At 64.8% G+C, this 23,736-nt stretch carries 25 protein-coding genes; 3 read left to right on the forward strand and 22 right to left on the reverse strand.

Translation table 11 applies throughout. The features are described from left to right. The first annotated feature begins 291 nt into the window (after window positions 1–291). Entirely contained in the window at window positions 292–906 is a 615-nt protein-coding gene (locus tag ACIPV6_RS13145) for a class I SAM-dependent methyltransferase (RefSeq protein WP_400271305.1), read from the forward strand. Here the strand turns inward: ACIPV6_RS13145 and dapF are convergent. The 6 genes from dapF to ACIPV6_RS13175 form a co-directional block, all read right to left on the reverse strand. After that, entirely contained in the window at window positions 887–1,855 is a 969-nt protein-coding gene (dapF, locus tag ACIPV6_RS13150; protein ID WP_400271306.1) for a diaminopimelate epimerase, read from the reverse strand. The two genes, ACIPV6_RS13145 and dapF, sit on opposite strands and share 20 nt — an antisense overlap. Window positions 1,856–1,891: 36 nt before the next feature. Beyond that, window positions 1,892–2,815 (reverse strand): tRNA (adenosine(37)-N6)-dimethylallyltransferase MiaA, encoded by a 924-nt coding sequence (gene miaA / locus ACIPV6_RS13155; RefSeq protein ID WP_400271307.1) that lies wholly within the window; start codon window positions 2,813–2,815, stop codon window positions 1,892–1,894. Window positions 2,816–2,832: 17 nt separating this feature from the next. Next, complete coding sequence (gene miaB / locus ACIPV6_RS13160) at window positions 2,833–4,362, reverse strand: tRNA (N6-isopentenyl adenosine(37)-C2)-methylthiotransferase MiaB (protein WP_400271308.1); 1,530 nt, start codon at window positions 4,360–4,362, stop codon at window positions 2,833–2,835. Continuing rightward, window positions 4,362–4,904: a regulatory protein RecX gene (locus ACIPV6_RS13165; RefSeq protein WP_400271309.1), complete on the reverse strand. Its 543-nt coding sequence runs from the start codon at window positions 4,902–4,904 to the stop codon at window positions 4,362–4,364. The genes miaB and ACIPV6_RS13165 overlap by 1 nt, the downstream gene beginning before the upstream one ends. Then, window positions 4,894–5,934, reverse strand: a complete 1,041-nt coding sequence (gene recA / locus ACIPV6_RS13170; protein ID WP_364160281.1) for a recombinase RecA — start codon at window positions 5,932–5,934, stop codon at window positions 4,894–4,896. The genes ACIPV6_RS13165 and recA overlap by 11 nt, the downstream gene beginning before the upstream one ends. 246 nt (window positions 5,935–6,180) lie before the next feature. Then, window positions 6,181–6,402 (reverse strand): DUF3046 domain-containing protein, encoded by a 222-nt coding sequence (locus ACIPV6_RS13175; protein WP_397324021.1) that lies wholly within the window; start codon window positions 6,400–6,402, stop codon window positions 6,181–6,183. 42 nt (window positions 6,403–6,444) lie between these two features. On the opposite strand from ACIPV6_RS13175, the gene ACIPV6_RS13180 reads away from it, so the two are divergent. Next, window positions 6,445–6,981, forward strand: a complete 537-nt coding sequence (locus tag ACIPV6_RS13180) for a MarR family winged helix-turn-helix transcriptional regulator (RefSeq protein WP_400271310.1) — start codon at window positions 6,445–6,447, stop codon at window positions 6,979–6,981. 61 nt (window positions 6,982–7,042) lie between these two features. Here ACIPV6_RS13180 and ACIPV6_RS13185 read toward each other — a convergent pair whose 3' ends face one another. From ACIPV6_RS13185 to ACIPV6_RS13215, 7 genes are all read right to left on the reverse strand, one after another. Further along, window positions 7,043–7,477, reverse strand: a complete 435-nt coding sequence (locus tag ACIPV6_RS13185; protein ID WP_021472656.1) for a helix-turn-helix domain-containing protein — start codon at window positions 7,475–7,477, stop codon at window positions 7,043–7,045. A gap of 138 nt (window positions 7,478–7,615) precedes the next feature. After that, entirely contained in the window at window positions 7,616–8,128 is a 513-nt protein-coding gene (locus ACIPV6_RS13190; protein ID WP_400271311.1) for a CinA family protein, read from the reverse strand. After that, the gene (pgsA, locus tag ACIPV6_RS13195) at window positions 8,125–8,727 is read right to left on the reverse strand and encodes a CDP-diacylglycerol--glycerol-3-phosphate 3-phosphatidyltransferase (protein ID WP_400271312.1); all 603 of its coding nucleotides are present in this window, start codon (window positions 8,725–8,727) and stop codon (window positions 8,125–8,127) included. Before pgsA ends, ACIPV6_RS13190 begins: the two co-directional genes overlap by 4 nt. A gap of 23 nt (window positions 8,728–8,750) precedes the next feature. Continuing rightward, window positions 8,751–11,594 carry a DNA translocase FtsK gene (locus ACIPV6_RS13200; protein WP_400271313.1) on the reverse strand — a complete coding sequence of 948 codons (2,844 nt, stop codon included), beginning with the start codon at window positions 11,592–11,594 and terminating at the stop codon, window positions 8,751–8,753. Window positions 11,595–11,669: 75 nt separating this feature from the next. Next, the gene (locus ACIPV6_RS13205; protein ID WP_400271314.1) at window positions 11,670–13,361 is read right to left on the reverse strand and encodes a ribonuclease J; all 1,692 of its coding nucleotides are present in this window, start codon (window positions 13,359–13,361) and stop codon (window positions 11,670–11,672) included. A gap of 27 nt (window positions 13,362–13,388) precedes the next feature. Further along, window positions 13,389–14,300 (reverse strand): 4-hydroxy-tetrahydrodipicolinate synthase, encoded by a 912-nt coding sequence (gene dapA, locus ACIPV6_RS13210; RefSeq protein ID WP_400271315.1) that lies wholly within the window; start codon window positions 14,298–14,300, stop codon window positions 13,389–13,391. Window positions 14,301–14,358: 58 nt separating this feature from the next. Continuing rightward, window positions 14,359–14,706, reverse strand: coding sequence for a hypothetical protein (locus tag ACIPV6_RS13215; protein WP_400271316.1), 348 nt, complete (start codon window positions 14,704–14,706; stop codon window positions 14,359–14,361). A gap of 108 nt (window positions 14,707–14,814) precedes the next feature. Here ACIPV6_RS13215 and ACIPV6_RS13220 point away from each other — a divergent pair, with 108 nt between their 5' ends. Continuing rightward, window positions 14,815–16,050 (forward strand): heparan-alpha-glucosaminide N-acetyltransferase domain-containing protein, encoded by a 1,236-nt coding sequence (locus ACIPV6_RS13220; RefSeq protein ID WP_400271317.1) that lies wholly within the window; start codon window positions 14,815–14,817, stop codon window positions 16,048–16,050. Here the strand turns inward: ACIPV6_RS13220 and ACIPV6_RS13225 are convergent. The 9 genes from ACIPV6_RS13225 to ACIPV6_RS13265 form a co-directional block, all read right to left on the reverse strand. Further along, window positions 16,026–16,514, reverse strand: a complete 489-nt coding sequence (locus ACIPV6_RS13225; protein ID WP_400271318.1) for a hypothetical protein — start codon at window positions 16,512–16,514, stop codon at window positions 16,026–16,028. The two genes, ACIPV6_RS13220 and ACIPV6_RS13225, sit on opposite strands and share 25 nt — an antisense overlap. Window positions 16,515–16,518: 4 nt before the next feature. Next, complete coding sequence (gene dapB / locus ACIPV6_RS13230) at window positions 16,519–17,277, reverse strand: 4-hydroxy-tetrahydrodipicolinate reductase (RefSeq protein WP_400271319.1); 759 nt, start codon at window positions 17,275–17,277, stop codon at window positions 16,519–16,521. Between the two features lie 41 nt (window positions 17,278–17,318). Continuing rightward, complete coding sequence (locus ACIPV6_RS13235) at window positions 17,319–17,774, reverse strand: molybdenum cofactor biosynthesis protein MoaE (protein ID WP_400271320.1); 456 nt, start codon at window positions 17,772–17,774, stop codon at window positions 17,319–17,321. After that, window positions 17,764–18,267 (reverse strand): MogA/MoaB family molybdenum cofactor biosynthesis protein, encoded by a 504-nt coding sequence (locus ACIPV6_RS13240; RefSeq protein WP_400271321.1) that lies wholly within the window; start codon window positions 18,265–18,267, stop codon window positions 17,764–17,766. Before ACIPV6_RS13240 ends, ACIPV6_RS13235 begins: the two co-directional genes overlap by 11 nt. Beyond that, window positions 18,264–18,803 (reverse strand): cyclic pyranopterin monophosphate synthase MoaC, encoded by a 540-nt coding sequence (moaC, locus tag ACIPV6_RS13245; RefSeq protein ID WP_400271322.1) that lies wholly within the window; start codon window positions 18,801–18,803, stop codon window positions 18,264–18,266. Before moaC ends, ACIPV6_RS13240 begins: the two co-directional genes overlap by 4 nt. Then, on the reverse strand, window positions 18,791–20,032 hold the full coding sequence (glp, locus tag ACIPV6_RS13250; protein WP_400271323.1) for a gephyrin-like molybdotransferase Glp: 1,242 nt from the start codon (window positions 20,030–20,032) through the stop codon (window positions 18,791–18,793). The genes moaC and glp overlap by 13 nt, the downstream gene beginning before the upstream one ends. Window positions 20,033–20,105: 73 nt before the next feature. Further along, window positions 20,106–21,653, reverse strand: coding sequence for a molybdopterin-dependent oxidoreductase (locus tag ACIPV6_RS13255; RefSeq protein WP_400271324.1), 1,548 nt, complete (start codon window positions 21,651–21,653; stop codon window positions 20,106–20,108). Further along, complete coding sequence (locus ACIPV6_RS13260; RefSeq protein ID WP_400271325.1) at window positions 21,650–22,840, reverse strand: sensor histidine kinase; 1,191 nt, start codon at window positions 22,838–22,840, stop codon at window positions 21,650–21,652. The genes ACIPV6_RS13255 and ACIPV6_RS13260 overlap by 4 nt, the downstream gene beginning before the upstream one ends. Further along, entirely contained in the window at window positions 22,827–23,555 is a 729-nt protein-coding gene (locus tag ACIPV6_RS13265) for a response regulator transcription factor (RefSeq protein ID WP_400271417.1), read from the reverse strand. The genes ACIPV6_RS13260 and ACIPV6_RS13265 overlap by 14 nt, the downstream gene beginning before the upstream one ends. Window positions 23,556–23,736 lie beyond the last annotated feature (181 nt).

A 23,736-nucleotide genomic window follows, 5' to 3' on the forward strand; every position in this document is an offset into this window, starting at 1 on the left:
TGAAAGCAGCCAGGCCGGGTCAACGGAGCATGGTGTCGGATGGTGACTCGATCTTCTGAGCGCCCGCAACCCCGGAAAGGGAAGCGGACTGAGCCGGGGAACCTGCCGGGCGGAAGGGGCGGCGCTGGTCACGGAAAGTGATTCGGCAGCGCGGTCCTGCATCGCGGGCAGAGCCATGGGCTGATTACTCAAAGATCAAGAACATGCCTTCCACAGTAGCATCCCGTGTCAAACCGGCCCTTCCGGGCTGCAGTTTCCCAAGGCGCCGATCGCCAACTAATCTGGCAAATTATGGAGTCTGCACACTATTTCAGCGCCCAACCCGCCGGTCCCTTCACACGTAAGGCTTTGACGGTGGAACTGGCCGGAGCCACCCGGCACTTGCAGACCTCCTCCGGGATTTTCAGTCCGGACGGCATAGACAAGGGAACGGCAATCCTGCTCGCTGACGTGCCGCCGCCTTCGCCCCGCGGAAACCTGCTGGATATCGGCTGCGGCTGGGGTCCGATTGCGTTGACCATGGGGCTGATGGCACCGTCCGCGCAGGTGTATGCCGTGGATGTCAACGAACGCTGCATCACCTTGACCAACGAGAACGCGGCTTCGCTTGGGCTGGGCAATGTGAAGGCGAGCCTTCCCGACGAAGTTGCCGCCGACGTCGAGTTTTCCACCATCTGGTCCAACCCGCCCATCCGGATCGGCAAGGACGAACTTCACTCACTCCTGCTGACCTGGCTGCCCAGGCTGGCGCCGGGTGGCAACGCATGGTTGGTGGTCCAGAAGAACCTGGGCTCGGACTCCCTGCAGCGATGGCTGGCGGCCGAATTGGACAAGTCCTTCACGGTGTCCCGTGAAAGCACCTCCAAGTCCTTCAGGATCCTTCGCGTCAGGAAAGCGTCCCTTTAGCGACAATGACGGCTGGGCCGCTGAGTTCAACGTGCTCGCGGCCATCCGGCCCCGGGAAGAACTTGACGTCCACCACGCCGCCGGGAACGTTGACGTGCCACGCGTTCGGCGCGGTGCTTCCTGCCCAGTGGCGAATGGCGACGGCGGCTGCACACGCCCCGGTGCCGCAGGACTGGGTTTCACCTACGCCACGCTCGTGAACCCGCATGGTGATTGATCCGAAGCCGTCGTGGACCAGTGGCTCCGCGGGGACGACGAACTCCACGTTGGTGCCGTTGGCGGGCTTCGGATCCACCACGGGAGCCTTGAAAAGCTGCGTGGCCGACAATTCAGACAGTTCGGCCAGTGCCACCACGGTATGGGGGTTTCCCATGCTGACCGAAAGGCCAGGGCGGGCCACCTCGAGTCCGTCCGCACTCACCAGGGCATCCATGGCCTTGGAGGTGGCCTCGGCCGGGAAGATGAACTCCCACGGGCCCATGTCCACTGCGTAACCGTTGTCCGAGCGGACGATCTTCTTGATACCGCCACGGGTTCCGATGGTCAGGGCTTGTCCTGGACCAAGTTCAACCAGGCCCTGGTCAATGAGGAAGTGGACGAAGACCCGAACGCCGTTGCCGCACATCTCGGACAATGAACCGTCGCCGTTGCGGTAGTCCATAAACCATTCCGCCGAGGAATCCTGCTCCAGCAGGGCGCGGCCTTCGGGCAGATCGCGGGACGGCACGGCCCGGATCAGTCCATCTCCGCCAATGCCGCGGTGCCTGTCGCACAGCTGTGCCACTTGGTCCGGGGTGATCTCGTGGATGGCCCCGGGGTCAGCGATCAGCACAAAGTCGTTTCCGGTTCCGTGGCCCTTTGAAAAGGCCAGGCCAGACAGCTTGGCTTGGGGCAAGGTGGCCTCGGCAGCAACGGGCTGCGGGGCGGAAACTGCGGTGGTCTGATCCATGAACCTAGGCTACCTGCCGTGCTCTTCGGCCAGAAATCACGCGGCTTTGGTGAGTGCCACGGCTTTCGCAACGAGGGCCGGGTCCTGCCAGTCCAGCCAGTGGATCCGCGGGTCCGCCCGGAACCAGGTCAATTGCCGCCGGGCGAACTGCCTCGTTGCGACGATTGTTTCCTCAACCGCTTCGGGAATGCCGGCGTGGCCATCCAGCACTTTCAGGAACTGTGCGTAGCCCAAGGCACGCGATGCCGTCTTGCCTTGCCGCAGGCCTGCCGCGTCCAACCGTTCCACCTCGTCCAGGAGACCCGCGTCCACCATCCGGTGGACGCGGTCCGCCAGCCGGTCCCGAAGAACGTCCCGGTCCACCGAGAGTCCCACTTGGATTGCCTGTTGGAAGTACTCGCGTTGGGGCATGAAGGAACTGAAGGGCCGTCCGGTGAGTTCGTGGACTTCCAAGGCCCGGATCACCCGCCGGGCGTCACCCAGCCTGGCCGCCGAGACCGGATCGACGTCTTCCAGGCGCGCTCGGAGCGGGGACAAGCCGGTGGCCGCACACTCGGCTTCCAGCCGCTGGCGGATCACCGGGTCCGTACCCGGAAATTCAAGGACGTCCAGTGCCGCACGGACATACAGGCCCGAGCCGCCCACCATGATGGCACGCTTCCCGCGCGCATGGATGTCCTGGATGGTCCGCCGGCATTCGGCCTGGAAACCGGCCACGCTGGCTTCCTCGGTGACGTCCATGGTGTCCAGCAAATGGTGCGGCACGCCCCTGCGTTCGTCCACGGTAACCTTGGCCGTACCGATGTCCATGCCACGGTAGAACTGCAAGGCATCGGCATTAATGACTTCACCGTCCAACGCGAGGGCAAGCTCAACGCCAAGGTCCGACTTGCCCGAACCGGTGGGACCCACAACCGCAATCACGGGCAGCGCCGACGTATCCGGCCCTTCAGGGTGCATGATCTGCCAAGCCCGGTTCAGCGGCGGACAGGAATGGCCGGCATGCCCAGCGACACGCCGGTCTTCGCACTGCCGGCGCCCGGGGCAGGAACCCCACAACTGTCAGCCTGCGCACGATCCCATGCGTCCCCCGCCCTGGAGCGGCGAAGGACGTACTCCGCGGGTCCGGCGGGATCGGCCACCAGGTGGAAGGCAGCGGCCTCGGTGATGGTTACGGTGACGAAATCACCGGGCCGGGGCGACTCAGAACCTTCGGGCACCGAGAAGTGCACCAGCCGCTGGTCCTTGGAACGCCCGGACAGCCGATGCGTCTCCTCCGCCTTGCGTCCCGACTGCGCCGTCACGAGGATTTCGACGCTGCGGCCGAGCTGTTTGGCATTCTCCTCGGCAGCGATCCGGTCTTGGAGTGCCGTCAACCGCTCGTAGCGTTCCTGGACAACGGCCTTGGGCAACTGTTCGGGAAGATCGGCAGCGGGGGTGCCTGGCCTCTTGGAGTACTGGAAAGTGAAGGCCGAAGCGAACCGGGACTGTTCCACGACGTCCAGGGTGGCCTGGAAGTCTTCCTCAGTCTCGCCGGGGAAACCCACAATGATGTCCGTGGTGATGGCAGCGTTGGGGATCCGTTCACGGACCTTGTCCAGGATGCCGAGGAATTTGCTGGACCGGTAGGAGCGGCGCATGTCCTTGAGGACCTTGTCCGAACCGGACTGCAGCGGCATGTGCAGCTGGGGCATGACGTTGGGTGTTTCTGCCATGGCGTCAATTACGTCATCGGTAAACGCCGCAGGATGTGGGCTGGTGAAGCGGACACGCTCCAGGCCTTCGATGTCACCACAGGCCCTGAGCAATTTGGAGAAGGCCAGGCGGTCGCCAAACTCCACGCCGTAGGAGTTCACGTTCTGGCCCAGCAGCGTCACTTCAACAGCGCCGTCGTCCACCAGAGCCTGGATTTCCGCAAGGATTTCACCGGGGCGTCGGTCCTTCTCCTTGCCACGCAGGGACGGCACGATGCAGAAAGTGCAAGTGTTGTTGCAGCCAACGGAAATGGAGACCCACCCCGAATACACGGAATCACGCTTGGTAGGCAGCGTGGAAGGGAAAACATCGAGTGACTCGAGGATTTCCAGCTGGGCCTCGTTGTTATGGCGTGCCCTGTTTAGCAAGGCCGGGAGTGCCCCGACGTTATGGGTTCCGAACACGGCGTCCACCCACGGCGCCTTCCGGACAATGGTTTCCCGGTCCTTCTGGGCCAGGCACCCGCCGACCGCAATCTGCATTCCCGGGTTGGCGGCCTTGACCTGGCGCAACTGCCCGAGGTTCCCGTAAAGCTTGTTGTCCGCATTCTCGCGCACCGCGCAGGTGTTGAACACCACGACGTCGGCAAGCTCACCTTCAGCCGGCACGTACCCGGCGTCCTCCAGGAGTCCGGCCATGCGCTCGGAATCGTGGACGTTCATCTGGCAGCCAAAAGTCCGGACTTGATAGGTCCGCGGCTCAAGGGAGGGCTGCACTGAATCTGCTGAAGGGGAAGGAATGGTCAAACTCACTACTCAAGGGTACCGGCTTCGTCCAGTACCTCACCGACGATCCTGAACGCGAGTGAGGGTGCGTAGCCCTTCCTCGCCAGCATGGAGGCAAGCCTCCGGGTGTACTTGTCACGCTCGGCACGGTCCGCAAGATCAAGTCCGGGCCTGAGCTTACGCTGAACGAGCTCCCGCGCAGCCCGCTCTTCATCCTGATCGCTGAGCTGGGACAGGGCCTCTTCTGCGTGGTCCAAATCGATGCCTTTGTCCGAAAGCTCCCGACGCAGAGCACCCTTGGCAAGCTTCTTGCTTTGGGAACGGCTGCGGACCCACATTCGGGCAAACTCCGCGTCATCAATGAGTTGCACTTCTTCGAAGCGGTCCAGAACGGCTTCGGCGACATCCTCGGGAACCTTGCGCTCCGCCAGTTTACGCGCCAGCTGAAGCCGACTCCGCGGCGCCATGGTCAATTGACGCAGGACGATGGCACGCGCCACGGACTCGGGGTCTGGCTCGGGATCGTCCGCGATGGGCGAATCCGGGTCCGGCCCGAACCTATCCGTCAACGGCCTTCAGCTTCGGGGTGTCCTCTTCGGGCTTGACGCCAACGCCCAGTTTCTCCTTGATGAGGCGCTCCAGTTCCTGGGCAAGCTCGGGGTTGTCGCGCAGGAACCGGCGCGAGTTCTCCATGCCCTGGCCCAACTGGTCGCCATCGTAGGTGAACCACGAGCCGGACTTCTTGATGATGCCGTGCTCAACACCCATGTCGATGATGCCACCCTCGCGGGAAATGCCCTGGCCGTAGATGATGTCGAACTCAGCGACCTTGAAGGGCGGGGCCATCTTGTTCTTGACGATCTTGGCCTTGGTGCGGTTACCCACCGAGTCCGCGCCTTCCTTGAGCGTCTGGATGCGGCGGACATCGATGCGGACGGATGCGTAGAACTTCAGGGCCTTGCCACCCGTGGTGGTTTCCGGCGACCCGAAGAACACGCCGATCTTTTCGCGCAACTGGTTGATGAAGATGGCGGTGGTCTTGGTCTGGCTCAGGCGACCGGTGATCTTTCGCAGGGCCTGGCTCATGAGGCGGGCCTGGAGGCCTACATGCGAGTCACCCATCTCGCCTTCGATTTCCGCACGCGGAACGAGCGCGGCCACGGAGTCGATGACAATGATGTCCAGGGAGCCGGAGCCCACCAGCATGTCCATGATCTCCAGCGCCTGTTCACCGGTATCCGGCTGCGAAACGAGCAGGGCATCCGTGTCCACGCCAAGCTTTGCGGCGTAATCAGGGTCCAGGGCGTGTTCGGCGTCGATGAAGGCCGCAATGCCGCCATTGCGCTGGGCATTGGCTACGGCGTGGAGCGCAACGGTGGTCTTACCCGAGGATTCAGGACCGTAGATCTCTACGACACGGCCGCGTGGCAGCCCGCCGATACCGAGGGCCACGTCCAGGGCGATGGAGCCGGTGGGAATGACCTCAATGGGAGCCCGGGTATCGTCACCCAGGCGCATGATGGAGCCTTTGCCGAATTGCTTGTCGATCTGGGCAAGCGCTGCTTCAAGCGCCTTCTCACGATCCGGGGTTGCCGCCATGGTTCACACCTCTGATGCTTTCTCGCTGTGGAGTGGCCTGAACGGCCGCTTTCCTTGTCATGTCTGACGCTATTACGGGGCCCTGACATTTTGTGCAGCCCGCTTTTGCCTATGTGGAAAACAGCTGCGGACTGCGTAGGAAATCGCCGCTCAGGATCAATTTTCCTCTCACAGGAGCATATCCCCATCCGAACAGATATTCGAACAACACTGCGGCGTGTCATCAGCCGGACCCACGGTGTCCGCCTAGCTGATGGGCTTGATGTCCCTGCCCAACCGCCGTTCAAGGGGGACGTCCTGGACATCACAGACCGCGATCCAGACCTCGCGGGGAGGGAATCCCGCGGCGAGGGCGTCAACCGCAGTCCGCCCCCCGACCCCTGCCAGGACAAGGGAGCCTGCAAGGACCCGGGAATAGCCCGCGCCGAATTCGTCGTCCATCAATCGCCAGAAGTCACTCGCCCTCACGGATAGAGTCTCTCATGCTTGCCGGACCTTAGAATGGTTGCCATGAGCAATCCTCTTCCCAGCGCGCCCGCTCCGGCCGTTGCCAGTGACGACGTGGACGACGCCCTTCAGCAGGTGGAACACCAGCTGAGCCTGCTCTGGCGCCGCGCCCGCTCGATTTCGCATCAATTGTCCCGCCAGGTCCACCCGGACATGGAACCGGCCGCCTATGGCTTGCTGACCATTATCCGCCGCGAGGGTCCCATCCGGCTGACGGACCTGGCAACCTGCATTGGCGTCGGAAAGCCCTCAGTGAGCCGGCAGATCGCCTTCCTGGAAGGCATCGGCCTGGTCTACAAGGAAGCGGACCCGCAGGACGGCAGGGCACAGTCCATCCGTTTGACGGACAAGGGCGAAGAGAAAATGCACCAGGTGCAGGACGCGCGCCGGCAGGTCTTCCGCGAAAGGCTCGGCGAATGGCCGCTGGAAGACGTCAAGACCCTGGCCGATTACATGGGCCGCCTCAACGCCGTCTACAGCGACCCCCTCCTCAGGGAGGTTCCCCTCAAGGACAACGAGCCGGGCGAAGCCACGGACTAGGACGAAGAAAAGGTCCCCAGCCAAACGGCTGGGGACCTTTTCAGTGATCTTGGTGGCTTGGTTACCGGGCTCCGGAGAGCATGCCCTGGCCGAAATCGTCTGTGAGATCGAGATCGCGACCGTAGCGCTGGGAGAACTCCTGCGGAACGGTGTCCGGAACAGCGACGCCCTCGGCAACTGCAACGCGGTCGCTGACTTCGCGGAGCATGCTGGACAACGGAACGTCCAATGCGGTGCAGATCGAGGACAGGAGCTCGGAAGAAGCCTCCTTCTGGCCTCGTTCAACCTCACTCAGGTAGCCCAGCGAAACACGGGCGCTGTGTGAGACCTCACGAAGGGTACGGCCTTGACGCTGGCGGACATCGCGCAGTACATCACCGATCTCGTGGCGTAGTACAACCATTTTGCGCTCCTTCTGTTCGCTCTGTGCCTGATCAGCCAAGCCCACATCCTTCCAGCGGACAACGCCGTTCACGGATACGGGCTGCTTTACCATCTGTATCGCCTTGCTCCCTCGTTCTTCCGGTCCGCTGGCTGGCGGACCGGGGTTGGTTTCTCCATCCTAGGCGCCCCGGCCATTCCGAAGCGACACAATGACACAACTATTGGCAATCAGTTTTTGTTCCCGGCTACTTTACGAACGGTAACCAAGCCCGCGTACGGCGGTAAGCAACCGCTCCAGGGCACCCGTGCACGCTTGTTCCCTGATATCTTGCCTGTCCCCCGAAAAGGAGTATTCAAACCACCGGCTGCCGGCTTCCGTGGCAACGCCAATGAAGACGCTGCCAACGGCCTTGCCGTCGTGCGGATCCGGCCCCGCCACCCCGGTGGTGGAAATTCCGACGTCGGCCCCACACGCCCGGCGGGCTCCTTCCGCCATGGCCGCCGCGACCTCGCCGTCCACCGAACCAACTGCCGCCAACAACTCCCGGGATACTCCGAGGACGGCCGCCTTGACGGAGTTCTGGTAGGCAACCACACCCCCCTGGAGCATCCCGGATGCACCCGGCGTATTTGCCAACGTGGCCGCCACCATTCCAGCCGTCAAGGACTCGGCCGTGGCCACCGTCAGGTGCCGTTCGATCGCTTCGGCAACTGCCGCCGTCGCGGTTTCAGCCGCGGCGCCCGCGGTGGGGGCCGTGCTCATGCGCGGCGTCCGGCGGCGCGGAGCTTCAGTGCCTGGACCACGTACTCGACGCCGGTCCACAACGTGATGGCCAAGGCGACCATCATCACCCAGAAGGCAACATCGACCAGCCACGGCGCAATGGCCTTGAGCGGAAGGGTGTAGAGGAAGATCGCCACTGTCTGGACCACCGTCTTCAGTTTTCCGCCGCGGGAGGCAGGCATCACGCCGTAGCGGATCACGACGAAACGCAGCGCGGTAATCCCCCACTCTCGCACCAGGATCAGGATGGTCACCCACCAGGGCAACTCCCCCAGCACAGAGAGCAGAACCAGGGCGGAGCCAATGAGCAGCTTGTCCGCAATGGGATCGGCGATCTTGCCGAAATTGGTGATGAGGCCGCGCGCCCGTGCGATGTCGCCGTCGAGCTTGTCCGTATAGATCGCGACGGCGAACGCGGCCACCGCCGCCCAGCGCCACCATCCGTGCTGACCGTCGTCGGCAAGCAGGAACCAGACAAAGAAAGGAACCAGGACAATGCGTAGCATCGTCAGGATGTTGGGCAGGTTCCAAAGATCGGAACCGCTCGACGTGGCGTTGTCGCCCTCGGCTGTAGTCACCCCTCTAGGCTACCGTCTGGAGATCAGCGGCCAGTGAGCGACCAGGCGTCTTCGCCGCCCTCATCGTCATCGGAACCATCGGCGCCATCGTAGTAGTCGATCGCCTGTGTCCGGTTGTCGAGGTCCGCCGCTACCAGGTCCTCGGCATAACCGCCCGCGGCGATGTTCGCGTTCGCGTTGTCGCTCAGGGCCGCCGTCTGGGCGTCCGGCGCAGCAGGCGCCTCCTGACCTTTCATCGCCGCCAGGACGGCAGCGAGATCGTCCGGCTTGACCAGGACATCGCGGGCCTTGGATCCTTCGGACGGACCCACAACGCCCCGTGACTCCAGCAGGTCCATCAGCCGGCCTGCCTTGGCGAAGCCAACACGGAGCTTGCGCTGGAGCATCGAGGTGGAACCGAATTGCGTGGTGACCACGAGTTCGGTGGCCTGGAGCAGGACCTCGAGGTCGTCTCCGATGTCGTCGTCGATCTGTTTCTTCGGCGCCTCGGCTGCGACGTCGTCCCGGTAGACCGCCTGGAGCTGCCCCTTGACGTGCTCCACCACTTTATGGATTTCCGACTCGGATACCCAGGCACCCTGCACGCGCATGGCCTTGGACGCGCCCATCGGCAGGAACAGGGCATCACCTTGGCCGATGAGTTTTTCGGCACCCGGCTGGTCCAGTACAACGCGGGAGTCCGTGACGGAGGAGGTGGCAAAGGCCATGCGGGAGGGCACGTTGGCCTTGATGAGGCCCGTGACCACATCCACGGACGGACGCTGGGTGGCCAGGACCAAGTGGATACCGGCGGCACGGGCCAGCTGCGTGATGCGGACAATCGAGTCTTCGACATCGCGCGGAGCCACCATCATGAGGTCCGCGAGCTCGTCCACGATCACCAGGAGGTATGGGTAGGGCTTGATGACCCGCTTGGAATCCACCGGTGGCGTGACCTTGCCGGCACGAACAGCCTTGTTGAAGTCATCAATGTGCTTGTAGCCGTAGTTGGCGAGGTCGTCGTAGCGGGCGTCCATTTCCCGGACCACCCACTGCAGGGCCTCGGCAGCTTTCTTGGGGTTGGTAATGATGGGCGTAATAAGGTGCGGAACGCCCTCATAGGCAGTCAGCTCAACGCGCTTGGGGTCCACCATGACCATGCGGACCTCGTCCGGCGTGGCGCGCATCAAGAGCGAGGTGATCATGGAGTTCACGAAGCTCGACTTACCGGCACCGGTGGCACCGGCCACCAGAAGGTGGGGCATCTTGGCGAGGTTGGCCACCACGTAGCCACCCTCCACGTCCTTGCCGACGCCCATGACCATCGGGTGGTCCGTGCGGCGGGCATTCTGGCTCCGCAGGACGTCGCCCAAGGAAACGGTCTCGCGGTCCGAGTTGGGAATCTCGATGCCGATGGCCGACTTCCCGGGGATGGGGCTCAGGATGCGCACATCGCTGGAGGCCACGGCGTAGGAGATGTTCTTGGACAGCGCCGTGACGCGTTCCACCTTGGTTCCCGGGGACAGCTCGATCTCGTACCGGGTGACGGTGGGTCCGCGGCTGAAGCCGGTCACCGAGGCGTCCACATTGAACTGCGTCAGGGTGTCGGTCAGGGCTGCGACGACGGCGTCATTGGCCTCCGTGCGCTCCTTCGGAATGGAACCCGGTGTCAGGAAGTCCGAGGCAGGCAAGGTGTACGTCACGTCCCCGGCCAGGGACAGCTGTTCCGTGCGCTGCGGGATGGGTGCCTGGGGCAAAGGCGCTCCGGCCGGTTTGGCCGGTACCTGGGCCACGGGGGTGGTCATTTCCGGTGTCAGGACCGGGATGGCTTCGGTGGGATTGTCCAGGCCCGGTGCCGCGCCGAGTCCCTGGGCTGCCTTGATCTTCCCGACGGCGATCTCCGCCTGCGTCGGGCGGCGCACCCCCGGCGGTACGCGCGGTGCGGACGGCGCTGGATTCTCGTCGTCGTCCACTATTGCGTGTTCGAAGGCCTCGTCCCCGACGTAGCCTTCAAGCTTTGCCTCGGACTCCTCGTCCTTGCCGAAGAGCCGCGTGCGCTTCTTCTTGGGCTTCGCCTCCGGCTCCCCGCCATAGAGGTAGCTGCGGTCGTGCGCATCCTGGCCGGAACGGGCCTCTTCCAGGTCAACACCCATCAGGTGCTCATACCCGGTACGGATCCGCGAAGGAATGGCACCAAAAGGTGTTGCCGTGACGATCAGCAAGGAAATGAAGGCCAGCAGGCTGTAGATGAGGACCGGAACGGCCACGTGGATCGCCGCCAGCGGAGCCGCGGCGAGGAAACCAAGCATTCCCCCTGCCCGTCGCAGGCCGTCGAAGCCGTCGGCCACCGTGGGCTGGCCGCCGATGACGTGGGCCAGGGCCGAGCCGGCAAACGTCATGACCATGAAGCCGATGCCTACGCGGTTGTTGCCCCGGCCGTCCTGCGGCTTACGGAACAGCCGGAAGGCGCAGACAAAGAGCATGAAGGGAAGCAGCAATGACATCCACCCGAGGGTGCCGTTGACCACGCTGTACACGACGTCCGGAAGCCAGCCGGTCCAGCCCCACCACGCGAAGGTGGCAATTGCTATGCCCAGGACGAGGTTGAAGAGCGCGGCGCCATCACGGCGGTCCTCGGGATCGAGATCGCTGACGTCCGAACCGATGCGGCGGACGCCGGCGCCCACCACGTGGCCGATGCCCTGCCAGGCACCGGAGAGCATCCGGACCGGCAGCGGCGCATGGGGCTCGACGGCGGCCTGCTTTCCCCGCGCGGAACCGCCGCGGCCGTTCCGGGCTGCGGTGCTTTTGCTTGCAGCTCCGCCTCGGCCGGTGCCGGATTTATTGCTGGAGCTGCCTCGTGGCGTGGAGGAAGTACGGGTCGCCATGTTTGCCACGCTACCCGAAGAGGGCCTGAAATCCGCGGATTTCAGGCCCTCTTCGGGGTGCATGTTGCTGGAAGGTCAGGCCTCCAGGACCACCGGGATGATCATGGGGCGGCGACGCAGCCTCCGGTTGACCCAGGTGCCGATGACCCTGCGCACCACTTGCTGCAACTGGTGGTTGGTGTGGTCGGCGTGGCTCAGCACGGCTTCTTCGAGGGCGGCATTGATCTTGGGAATGATCTCGTCGAACACGGAATCGTCCTCCGCCACGCCGCGGGCGTGGATCTCCGGGCCGGAAACGATCTTGCCCGTGGTGCGGTTGATGACCGTGATGACGGAAATGAAGCCCTCGTCGCCCAGGATGCGGCGGTCCTTGAGGTCCGCGTCCGTGATCTCCCCGACGCTGGAGCCGTCCACGTAGACGAAGCCCACTTCCACCTGGCCCACGATGTCCGCTTTGTGGTCCTTGAGGTCAATGACCGTGCCGTTGTCACTGAGGATGATGCCCTCGGTGGGAACGCCGGATTCTTCGGCGATCCTGCCGTTGGCGATCAGGTGCCTGGTTTCCCCGTGCACGGGCATGGCGTTAAGCGGTTCAAGGATGTTGTAGCAGTAGAGCAGTTCTCCGGCGGCAGCATGGCCGGACACGTGGACCTTGGCAGTTCCCTTGTGGATCACGGCTGCGCCGAGCTTCAGTAGTCCGTTGATGATGCGGAACACGGCATTTTCGTTGCCCGGGATCAAGCTGGAAGCAAGGATGACGGTATCGCCCTGCCCCACCACCACGCGGTGGTCTCCGTTGGCCATGCGGGACAACGCAGCCATCGGCTCACCCTGGGAACCGGTGGACATCAGGACCACGCGGTTGTCCGGCAGGTCGTCGATGTTCTTGATGTCCACCAGGATGCCCGGCGGTACGTCCAGGTATCCGAGCTTGGCGGCAATCGCCATGTTCCTGACCATGGAGCGGCCCACGAAAGCGACATTGCGGCCATGCTTGGCCGCGGCATCCAGGACTTGCTGGACACGGTGCACGTGCGAGGAGAAGGAAGCCACAATGATGCGCTTCTTCGCCTGGGCAAAGAGGTTGTCCAGCGTGGGACCGATTTCCTTCTCCGCCGTGGTGAAACCGGGAACATCGGCATTGGTGGAGTCGGCCATGAAAAGGTCCACTCCTTCTTCACCCAGCCGGGCAAAGTGCCGAAGGTCGGTGATCCGGCCATCGAGCGGCAGCTGGTCCATCTTGAAGTCGCCCGTGTGGAGGACCGTTCCGCCTTCGGTACGGAGGAACACGGCCAGGGCGTCGGGGATGGAGTGGTTGACGGCCACGAACTCGCACTCGAAGGGACCGAACTGCTCTACCTGGCCTTCGGTCACGGTCAGCGTGTAGGGCTTGATCCGGTGTTCCTGCAGCTTGGCTTCCACCAGGGCAAGGGTGAGCTGGGAACCGATCAGCGGGATATCTGCCTTGAGGCGCAGCAGGTACGGTACAGCACCGATGTGGTCCTCGTGGCCGTGCGTGAGCACCACGCCCACGACGTCGTCCAATCTGTCCTCGATGTACGAGAAATCAGGCAGGATCAGGTCCACTCCGGGCTGCGTCTCTTCCGGAAAGAGCACGCCGCAGTCGACAACCAGCAATTTGCCGTTGATCTCGAAGACCGCCATGTTGCGGCCAATCTCCCCCAGCCCACCGAGCGGAACAATCCGCAACGTGCCCTGCGGCAGCTTCGGCGGAGTAACCAGTCCAGGAAGGGCGGTTTGGGTCATATTCAGCTACTTTCCGGCGGAACCGTCCTAGACGTTGAAGTCCATTCCGGCTTCCGCCAAGTCCCCGCGGATGGTGTCGATCTCGGCCTGGTCCGGCTCCACGAGAGGCAAACGGACAACCGAGTTGGGCAGGACTCCCTGCCACTTGAGAATCTGCTTGGCGGCTACTGCGCCCTGGACCCGGGTCATGGTTGCGCGAACCACGGGCTCCAATTCAAAGTTGATGGCCCTTGCCGTGGCGAGGTCGTTCGCGTTGACCGCGTCGATCAGTTCGCGGAAGCGGCGCGTCGCCACGTGCGTGGTTACCCCCACCAGGCCTGCGGCACCGAGCGCCATCCACTGCAGCGTCAGTCCGTCGTCTCCGGAGTAGAACACGAGGTCGGTCTCGGCCATCACGCGGGTGGCGGCGGCGAAGTCGGCCTTGGCGTCCTTGACGGCCACGATGTTCTGGTGCTTGGCCAGGGTAATCATGGTCTCGGGAGCAATCTGGATGGAGGAGCGGCCGGGAATGTCGTAGAGCATCACCGGGAGGTCGGTGGCGGACGCAATGGTCTCGAAGTGCGCGCGCACACCGGACTGGCTTGGCTTGTTGTAGTAGGGGGTGACGATCAGGAGGCCGTCGACGCCCACCTCAGCGGCACGCTGGGAGAGGTGGACGGAGTGTGCGGTGTCGTTGGTGCCGGTACCGGCAATGATCGCGGCCTTGCCGCCGACCGCTTCCTTGACGGCACGGAACATGCCGATGTTCTCGTCGTCGGTAAGGGTGGACGTCTCACCGGTGGTACCTGTGACCACGAGTCCGTCGCAGCCATCGGCAACGAGCTTTTCTGCCAGCGCCGCGGCTTGGTCGTAGTCGACCTTGCCGTCCTCGGTGAACGGGGTGACCATGGCGGTCAGCAGGGTACCAAGAGCGGGAATGTGGGCGCGGGAGTCAGACATAGGAAAAACGTTACCCTGTCCCGCACGGGTTACGGGAATACGGTCCGCGTGATGGTCGTCATGAGGTGGAGGCCGGGCGGACGGTCCGCCGCCCCGGCTCCTCGGCACAGTAGTGCGCGACAGCCCGCTCCTTGAGCTGTTCGGCCCACGCCACGAGCCGCTGCGATGCCCGCACATACTCAAAGAGTTCGAGCGGGGTGAGGGCTTCGAGGTCCGTTTCAGCCAGGCGCCGGGCCAACTCCGCGCCGGGCGCCTGCTCCCCCAGCACCACTCCCTCGCGACGCCACTGGACATCCTCGGGCGGCTCGCCGGCAACGAGTTGCCTGAACAGGAAGTCCACCACGCCGGGGCTGATCGCCTTCATGGGACCAGCCAGGCCATCCGAGGATCTTGGAGCGTTGTTCATGCGGCAATATTATTCGAACATATCTTCGAAAAACAAGGGTGGCTGTCCACCCAAACCATCCCACCGCCGGCACAGCACCTTCACAGCAGCCCATGAGACGATCACTTCATGACCAGGCGAGAGACGGCCCCATCCCGGGAATCTCCCCGCGGAAGCACGCTCTCCACCCGCCTCACCGGGATCGATGCGGCACGGGGCGCGGCACTCCTGGGCATGATGGCAACCCACCTGGTACCAACGTTCGGGCCGGCGCCGGATTGGGCACCCACGTGGGTTGGCTTGACGTTTTCCGGGCGCTCCTCGGCTTTGTTCGCCGTCCTCGCAGGCATTGGCCTGGCGCTCTCCACAGGCAAACAGGAGCCCCGGGAGGGTGCCGGACTCTGGGCTGCGCGGCGCGGCGTCGCCATGCGGGCCTTGGTGATCGCCGTCGTCGGGCTGATGCTCGGCGGCCTCGACGTCAATATCGCCATCATCCTGGTCCACTACGCCGTGCTGTTCCTGTGCATCCTGCCGTTCTTGGGCCTTCGGCTGAAGGCGCTGTGCTCTTGGGCCGCCGGCTGGCTACTGGCCGCGCCTGTCCTTGCCTATCTGGTCCGCCCGCTTCTCTTGGAGGCCAACCCGCCCCTGCAGTTGGGTCACAACCCAGGCACCGACGACCTCGAAACTCCCGGCAAACTCCTCGCGGATCTCTTCTTCACCGGCTATTACCCCGTGTTCCAGTGGATGGCGTACCTGCTGATTGGCCTGGTCATCGGCCGCCTCGCCCTCAAAGCCGTACGAATCCAATGGTTGCTGGTGGGCGTGGGCACGGCAGCGGCAGTGGCAGCAAATCTCGCGGGAACAGCTGCCATGGAATCATGGGGCGGCCGCGCTGCGTTGGAGGCGCTCCCGCAAACCCGCGGCTACCCCTTGGAAAGCATGCTGCAGGTCAACCTCACGGGGCTCCAGCAAACCGGCTCCTGGTGGTGGCTTGCCACTGCGGCGCCGCACGCGGGAACCACCTTGGACCTGCTGCACACCGGCGGCGTCGCAGCAGCCGTCACCGGCCTGTTCCTCCTCCTCGGCAGGGTGGCCGAGCGCATCAAGGTCAACTTCCTTGTGGTCCTCAGCGGCCCTGGAGCCATGACCCTGACCCTGTACACAGCCCATGTCTGGGTTGTTTCGGGTCTTACCGGGAACCCCCTGCCGGCAGGCTGGACGGACGAAGGAATGTACTGGGTCCAGGCCTTGGCGGCAGTGGCCGTGGGCGGATGCTTTGCCGTGCTGCGGCGTCGCGGGCCCCTTGAGTGGCTCGCCCACCAAGCGTCGCGGCTGGGCAGCTACCGCCCCGCCGCGGTGGGCTGAGAGCGGAACAGCTTAACGGCGTCGCGCATGGAGGCACGGGCGCGTTTCCGGTCCCCCGAGGCGTCGTACGCGCAGCTTAGCCGGAACCAGGAGCGCCAGTCTTCGGGAGCTGCCTCGGCTTCGGCCTTGTACTTTTCGAATTCAGCGTCCGCTGCGGCGCGGACGATCCGGCCGCCGGGTGTCCGCGGCAGGTTGTCGACCGGAAGGCCGCCTTCGGATTCAAGGACTTTGGCCATTTGCTCAGTACGGGCACCAAACAGCAGTTCCCGGATCAGCGCCCAGGCACCGATAACGGGCAACACCAGGTACGCGGCGCCGATCCCCTTGGCAACGAGGCTCGGATCGCCCAGCAACAGCAGCGACCGCTGCAGCGAAACCACCAGGTACAGCACCAGGAGCAGCGTGATCGCACCGACCCAGATCTTGGTGCGGTTCTTCTTCAACGCCTGCCATAAATTGCCCATGGTGCTAAAGCCCCAGGTCAAGGTAGCCGTCCAGCCCCACGGTGAGTCCGGGGTGCGCGGCGACTTTCCGTAGCCCAAGCAGCACGCCGGGCATGAACGACGCCCGGTCCAAGGAGTCGTGGCGAAGCGTCAGCTGTTCACCCGGACCGCCGAACAGCACCTCCTGGTGCGCCACCAGGCCGCGAAGACGGACGCTGTGCACACGCACGCCTTCCACGTCGCAGCCCCGCGCACCATCCAGCTCGGATTCGGTGGCGTCAGGGCTGGCCGGGACGCCTGCTTCCTGGCGTGCTTCGGCAATAAGCTGCGCGGTGCGAACGGCAGTACCGGAAGGTGCATCCACCTTGTTCGGGTGGTGCAGTTCGATGATTTCGACGGATTCGAAGTACTGCGACGCCTTGGCGGCAAAGGCCGATGCCAAGACGGATCCCAAGGCAAAGTTGGGAGCGATCAGGACACCGGTACCGGGCTTCTGTTCCAGCAGTTCGCCCAGCGATTCCAGACGCTGGGCGTCCCAGCCGGTGGTACCCACAACGGCGTGGATGCCGTGCTCAACGGCGAAGCGGACGTTGGTCTCGGTGGTGTCAGGAACCGTCAGGTCAACCACGTACTGCGCACCTGCCTCGAGCAGCGTCTCCAGGGAATCACCGCGGCCGAGGGCAGCCACCAACGTCATATCCTCGGCGGCTTCGACTGCCTTCACGGCCTCGATTCCCATGCGCCCGTGGGCGCCCAGCACTGCTACGGCAAGTTGTTCGGTCATGCCCTTAAGCCTACCGTCGGGGCGGGCAGGCCCAGGAACCGTTACTCCCCGGCGCCCACCCATTCGACGGTGCCGTCGCTGAAAAATTGTTCCTTCCAGATGGGAACCTGCGCTTTGATCCGGTCCACGAGTTCGGAGCAGACTGCGAAAGCCTGTCCACGGTGGGCGGCGGCAACAGCGCACACCAGTGCGGGATCGCCCACTTCCAACGTGCCGATCCGGTGGGCTGCCCAGATGCGCACCGGCTGCGAGGCTTCCCCGGAATGTTCGGCCACCAACTGTGCCACGACCTCGGTCATGGTGCGGTGCGCGGTGGGATGGGCGCTGTAGCTCAACCGGTCCACGGCCTTGCCGGCGTCGTGGTTGCGCACCACGCCGCTGAAGCTCACCACCGCACCGGAGGTTTCCGATTCGACGGCGGCGATCGCCTGGTCAACGGAGATCGGCTCGGCACTGAGCACGGCGCTGACTACTTCGAAGTCTGTTTCAGTGGGCATGGCTTCCTTCCAATTGTTCGCATAGGTGTCCGATCAGCGGATCGAGAACGGCCAGGCCGTCCATGACGCCCTTTGGAGAGCCCGGCAGATTGACGATGAACGTTTGTCCGGCCGCCCCGGCGTGGCCGCGGCTGAGCATTGCCATGGGCGTTTTTGCGGCACCTGCCCTGCGGATTCCCTCCATGATTCCCGGAATCTCCCGGTCAAGGAGCGGCAAGGTCATTTCCGGCGTGCGGTCGTCAGGGCTGAGGCCCGTACCGCCGCTGGTGATCACGACGGCGGGCTGCTGGGTCAGCAGGGCACGCAGGGCTGCGCCCACCGGCTCGCCATCAGGGACAACCATGGCGGGGAACGTCTCGAAACCGTGCTCCGCCAGCCAGTCCAGGATGACTGGCCCGGTCTCGTCGCGGTAGATTCCTGCCGCCGCCCGCGTGGAGGCTATGACGACGCCGGCCTTCCGCGGTCCGTGGGCGTTCGGCTCGCACGCACTCATTCAGCGGCACCTTCCTGCTCGGCTGCGACGCCCTGTCCGGTGATGTTCCAGTCGCCGCTCTTACCGCCGCTCTTGGCCAGGACATGGATGTCTGTCAGGACGGCGTGCTTGTCCACGGCCTTGATCATGTCGTACACGCTCAGGGCGGCCACGGACGCGGCAGTCAGTGCTTCCATTTCGACGCCGGTCACCCCACGGGTCTTCACCGTCGCCACGACGGTCACTGACGCGCGGTCCAGCTCAAAGTCGACGGTGACCTTGGAAATCGGAAGGGGGTGGCAGAGCGGGATCAGTTCCGGAGTCTTTTTCGCCGCCATGATTCCGGCCACGCGGGCAACGGCCAGCGCATCACCCTTGGGAAGGCCGCCCGAGCCCAGCAGGGCAAGCACCTCCGGGGTGCTGCGGACGGTCGCCGTGGCCGTGGCTTCGCGGGTGGTTACTGCTTTGTGGGAGACGTCCACCATCTGGGCCGTCCCATCCTGCCGGAGATGCGTCAGCTCGCCCGGCTCGTTGGAAAGGTGGTTCACAATACCCATACTTCCACTTCGGCCCCTTCGGGCAGTTCCGTGACGTTCGCCGGGATCTGGACCAGGGCGTTGGAGCGGGCCAAGGCATGGACCAGGTGTGAGCCGGCGCCACCCTCCATGCGGAGCACGCCGTCGGAAAGCCTGCCGCGCCGCACCTGGTGCTTGCCGTCCGGCGACGTGAGGCCTGCCGAGAGGCGGGCGTGTTGGACCGGTCGCGGCGCCGGGGTTCCCAGGACCTGGGACAGTGCCGGGCGCAGGAACATTTCGAATGAGACGAGGCAACTGACCGGGTTGCCCGGGAAGCCCAGGAACGGAACGCCCTGGAAGCGGCCAATGCCTTGCGGGCCTCCGGGTTGCATGGCTACCGGCACGAAGTCGACGTCGTCATCGGCGAGGGCCTGGCGGACCACCTCGTAGGCCCCCTTGCTGACGCCACCTGTGGTGACAATCAGGTCCACCTGCGCGGCGTGCCCGCGAAGGACCGCGAGGAGCGACTCCGGATGGTCGTCCGAGATCCCCGTCCGAACCACCTGGAGGCCGGCCTGCCGCATGGAGGCTTCCAGCAGCGTGCCGTTGGAATCGAAGATCTTCCCTGCAGTGAGGGACTGCCCCGGTTCAACCACTTCGTCGCCCGTGGTCACGAGGAGGACGCGGACGGGCCGCCGCACGTCCACCGTGGTCAGTCCGAACGCCGCGAGCAATCCCAGTTGGGCCGGGCCCAGCTGGGTGCCGGCTGCCAGGGCGAGTTGGCCCTCGGTGATGTCGCTGCCCACGTTCCTGACGAACGTGCCGGGAGCCGTGGCCGGAAGCCGGACCTCGGCGTCGTCGGCACCCGGCGCAGGGAACGTGTTCGGGACCGCCTTCTCGATGGGCACGACCGCATCGGCACCCTCCGGGATCATGGCGCCTGTCATGATGGGCACCGCAAAGCCGGGCTGCAGCGCTTCGGGGGCCGCGCCGGCCGGGATCGGAGCTGCCACTTTCAGCACCGCACCGCCTTCGGCAAGATCAGAGGTCCGGACGGCGAAACCGTCCATCTGGGAGTTGTCGAAAGGCGGCAGGGAGCGCGGGGCGTGGAGGTCGACGGCGAGCGCGCGGCCGAGCGCCTCAAGCAACGGGACGGGTTCGCTGCCGTGGTCCTGGACGGCAGCCCTGCCGGCCTGCTGGGTCCGGCCCACCAACTGGGCAGTGAGCAGCTCCACCACGGCGGCACGGTGGTCGGCAACAGATCTGGGCACGGAGGTCCTCCTGTGGTTGCGCAGTTTGCACGCTTGGGATCCGGAGTTGTCCGGACCTACCCAGAGTAGGGCCTCAAGCCACCTTCAGGTTGATCGTGTGATAGCCGGTGGCTCCGTCGGGGGCCACGGGAGCCCGGTTTTCGCTTTGGGGCTGCCCGGTCACGTCGGTGGCACGGACCTGGACCTCGTAGTCTCCAGGCGCCAGGTCGATTCCCAGTTGCCACTGGTACCACGTGTCGTTGGAGATGCCGGCTGCCAGCGTTGCCTGTTGCCAGGCTCCCCTGTTGACGCGCAGCTCCACGCGGCTGATCCCGCGATGTTGTGCCCACGCTACGCCGCCAAACCGGACTGTTCCTGCCTTGGCCGTCCGGCCACTGCGGGGTACGTCGATCCGTGATTGCGTCTTGATGGGTCCGTGGTCGCTCCACCCGCGCGTCGACCAGTACGCGGTGTCGTCGGCGAAACGGGTCACTTTGAGTTCGGTGAGCCACTTGGTGGCGGAAACGAACCCGTAGAGTCCCGGCACGATCATGCGGACGGGGAAGCCGTGCTCCAAGGGCAGCGGCTCGCCGTTCATGCCCACGGCCAGCAAGGCGTCCCGGTCATCGGTGAGGACTTCGAGCGGCGTGCTTGCGGTCCACCCGTCATTGCTCGTGGAGAGCACCATGTCCGCTCCGGGTTGGGGGCCCGCCATGGCCAGGAGTTCACGGACCGGCCAGCCGAGCCACAGTGCGTTGCCGATCAACTCTCCGCCCACCTCGTTGGAGACGCACGCGATGGTGATGTGCCGGGCCGTCATGGGTTTGGTGAGCAGCGTGGCGAAATCGATCTCGACTTCCCGTTCCACCATTCCCGTCACTTTAAGCTTCCAGGACGGTGGATCAATGGCCGGAACGGTCAAGGCAGTGTCGATCCGGTAGAAGTCCTGGTTTGGGGTGACCAAGGGGCTGATGCCGTCAACGGCCAGGGAGGCTCCAGCGGGGACCGGCTGCGGTGCGGTCACGGCGGACGGCAGCGTCAGCGAATCACGGAAGCCCGAGGCGACCGCGGCGGCCCGGGTGAGGACCACTGTGACGACGCCGGCCACGGCAGCGGCTATGGAGGTCACGGCCATGGCATTGAGGAAGCCGCGGCGCGCCAGCGGTCCCGGCTCGCCGGCAGGCCCGTTCCGGTCCTGCGCCGGCGCCCATTCCAGCAGCCTCCGCACGAGCGTCCGGAGCAACACCATGGTCACCACGGCGGCAACGATCGGGGCAAACCCGGCTTGCGGCGTGGATTGGGCCCGCGTCAGAACAGCCGTGAGCCCGGCGATGCCCGCCAGGCCCGCCATGGCCAGTCCCAGGCCCTTCCGACGGTGTTCCAACACGCCTGCCACCGCGGCGAGGACTGCAGCTACGAGCACAATCGAGGCAACCAGCACAATCTTGTCTGCCGTTCCGAAGAGCTGGATCACTACGTCCTTCACTCCCGGGGGTACGGCATCGATCACCGCGCCCCCCAAGGCAGTGACCGGCGAGACCAACGGACTGAGCAAGCCCGCAGTGAGCTCCCCTGCGGCGATCCCGGCGGCACCGGCAACAACTCCGGCCCCGGCGGCCCACTTTCCGGCCCTTGTTCTCATGAAGCCCCTCCCTGGACGTTGTTCGTGGCAGTACCTCCGCCCGCCGGCAGTGAGAGCGCAAAGCGGCAACCGCCGTCGACGTTTTCCACGCGGACGCGTCCACCGTGGGCTTTCACGATCCCGGCCACTATGCTCAAACCGATCCCGGCCCCGCTGTAACTCCCCTGCAGGCCGGCTGCGCTCCCCCGGGCGGGGTCCTTCTGCCAGCCGGTCTCGAACAGGTGCGGCAGGTCTTCGGCCGGGATTCCCCCACAACGGTCCTGCACGGCGACCACGGCGTGGCCATCGTCCCGGCCAACGGTCACATGCACGTCGGTATCAGGCTTGCTGTAGATGATGGCGTTCAGCAGGACGTTCCGGAGCGCCCTTGCCACGCTCGGACCGTCAGCGACAGCCATGCATTCCCGGTCGCCACCGCCGTCCAGCGTGATGCCGCGTTTGGCCGCCAAGGGAGCTACATCGGACAAGGCATCGCTCACGAGGTCGTAGAGGTCCAGGGGTTCGGCACGCAACTGCAGCGAGCCGGCCTGGATTTTCGACAACTCGAGGAGGTCGTTGACCATGGCCGTCATCTGCTCGGTTTGGCCGATGATCTTCCGGTAGTAGGCGGAAACGTCCGAGGCCATGCCGTCTTCCAGGGCCTCGGTCATGGCGCGCATGCTGGCCAGCGGGGTCCGCAGATCGTGGGAGATCCAGGAGACCAGTTCCCGGCGGGCGGTCTCGATCGCTGCTTCGCGCTCCCGGGACTCCGCCAGGCGCCTGCTGCTTGCCTCCAATTCCTGCGCGAGCCCGGCCAGCTCGGACGTCATGGCGGGGGCTGCCTTGTGCTGGTTGTCCGCGGCCTCCAGGGTTTCCCCGCGGCCCAGCCTGCGGGCGGCGTCCACCAACCGGGCCGCGTTCCGTGACACCCCGGCGCCCAGCATGAGGGACAACGTCACCGCGACCACTGAGGCCATGGCAAGGATGTACCACATGACTTCGAGGTCCCTGGCGGAGATGAACATGGCGTTGAAGGCGCTGACCATTCCCGCCACGAGCACGGCGACGGTTGCGACCACCACCAGGCAAATCTGTGCCAGGACCGAGGCCCGCCGCAGGGCGCGGAGCAGGAACAGCGTGGCCGTGCCGATCACCAACGCCCAGAGAAGCACCCATGCGAGGATGGTGGCCAGTTCATTGCCCTGCAAGGCCGTCTCCTGAATCGAAGCGGTAGCCGACGCCCCACACCGTCTTGAGCAGTTCGGGTTTGGTGGGATTGTCCTCGATTTTTTCCCGGAGCCGGCGCACATGGACCGTCACCGTAGAGAGGTCCCCGAAGTCCCATCCCCACACGGCTTTGATGAGTTCCTCGCGGCTGAAAACCTGGTTGGGCCTCCGGAGCAGGAATGCCAGGAGATCGAATTCCCGCACGGTCAACGTCAAAGCTGTCCCGTGGTGGGTGACCGTTCGGGACGCCGGGTCCAGGACGAACCCGGCCAGCTCCACGGTAGGTTCGGGCGCGTACTCCTTGACGCTTCGGCGAAGAACTGATTTCACACGGAGAACGAGCTCCCGCGGCGAAAACGGCTTGGTCACGTAGTCGTCCGCTCCCATTTCCAGGCCCAGTATCCGGTCATCTTCGGTGCCGAGGGCCGTCACCATGATGACGGGCACGCTCATGCTCAAACGCAGCCGGCGGCAGACTTCCACGCCGTCAAGTCCAGGCAGCATCCGGTCGAGGATGACCAGGTCCGGCTGCCGGCCCGCCGCAAGTTTGAGCGCAGTGAAGCCGTCCCCGGCGATATCCACCTGGAAGCCGGCTTTCAGGAGATAGTCGCGGACCACTCCGGCGATGGTCTCTTCGTCCTCCACCAGGAGGATGCGGCGGTTTCCGGTTTCCGCCGCTGGTGCTGCCGATTGCATGGTCACGCTTTCAGCATAGGTTCGCTGCCCGGGCACAGCATCCGAATCCGGGCCGGCAACGGCAAGCATACGGATTCCGTAAGAACTGGCTGTTCCAGCCGGATATGACTGCGCGGGCAGGTCCAATGCGTGGACTGCGAAGTGGCCGGTGTCACGGATCACGTCCGCTTGACGTAGCCTT

Origin of the sequence: Paenarthrobacter sp. NPDC089988, assembly GCF_044748465.1 — a bacterium.
In the GTDB taxonomy this organism is placed as follows: Bacteria; Actinomycetota; Actinomycetes; order Actinomycetales; family Micrococcaceae; genus Arthrobacter.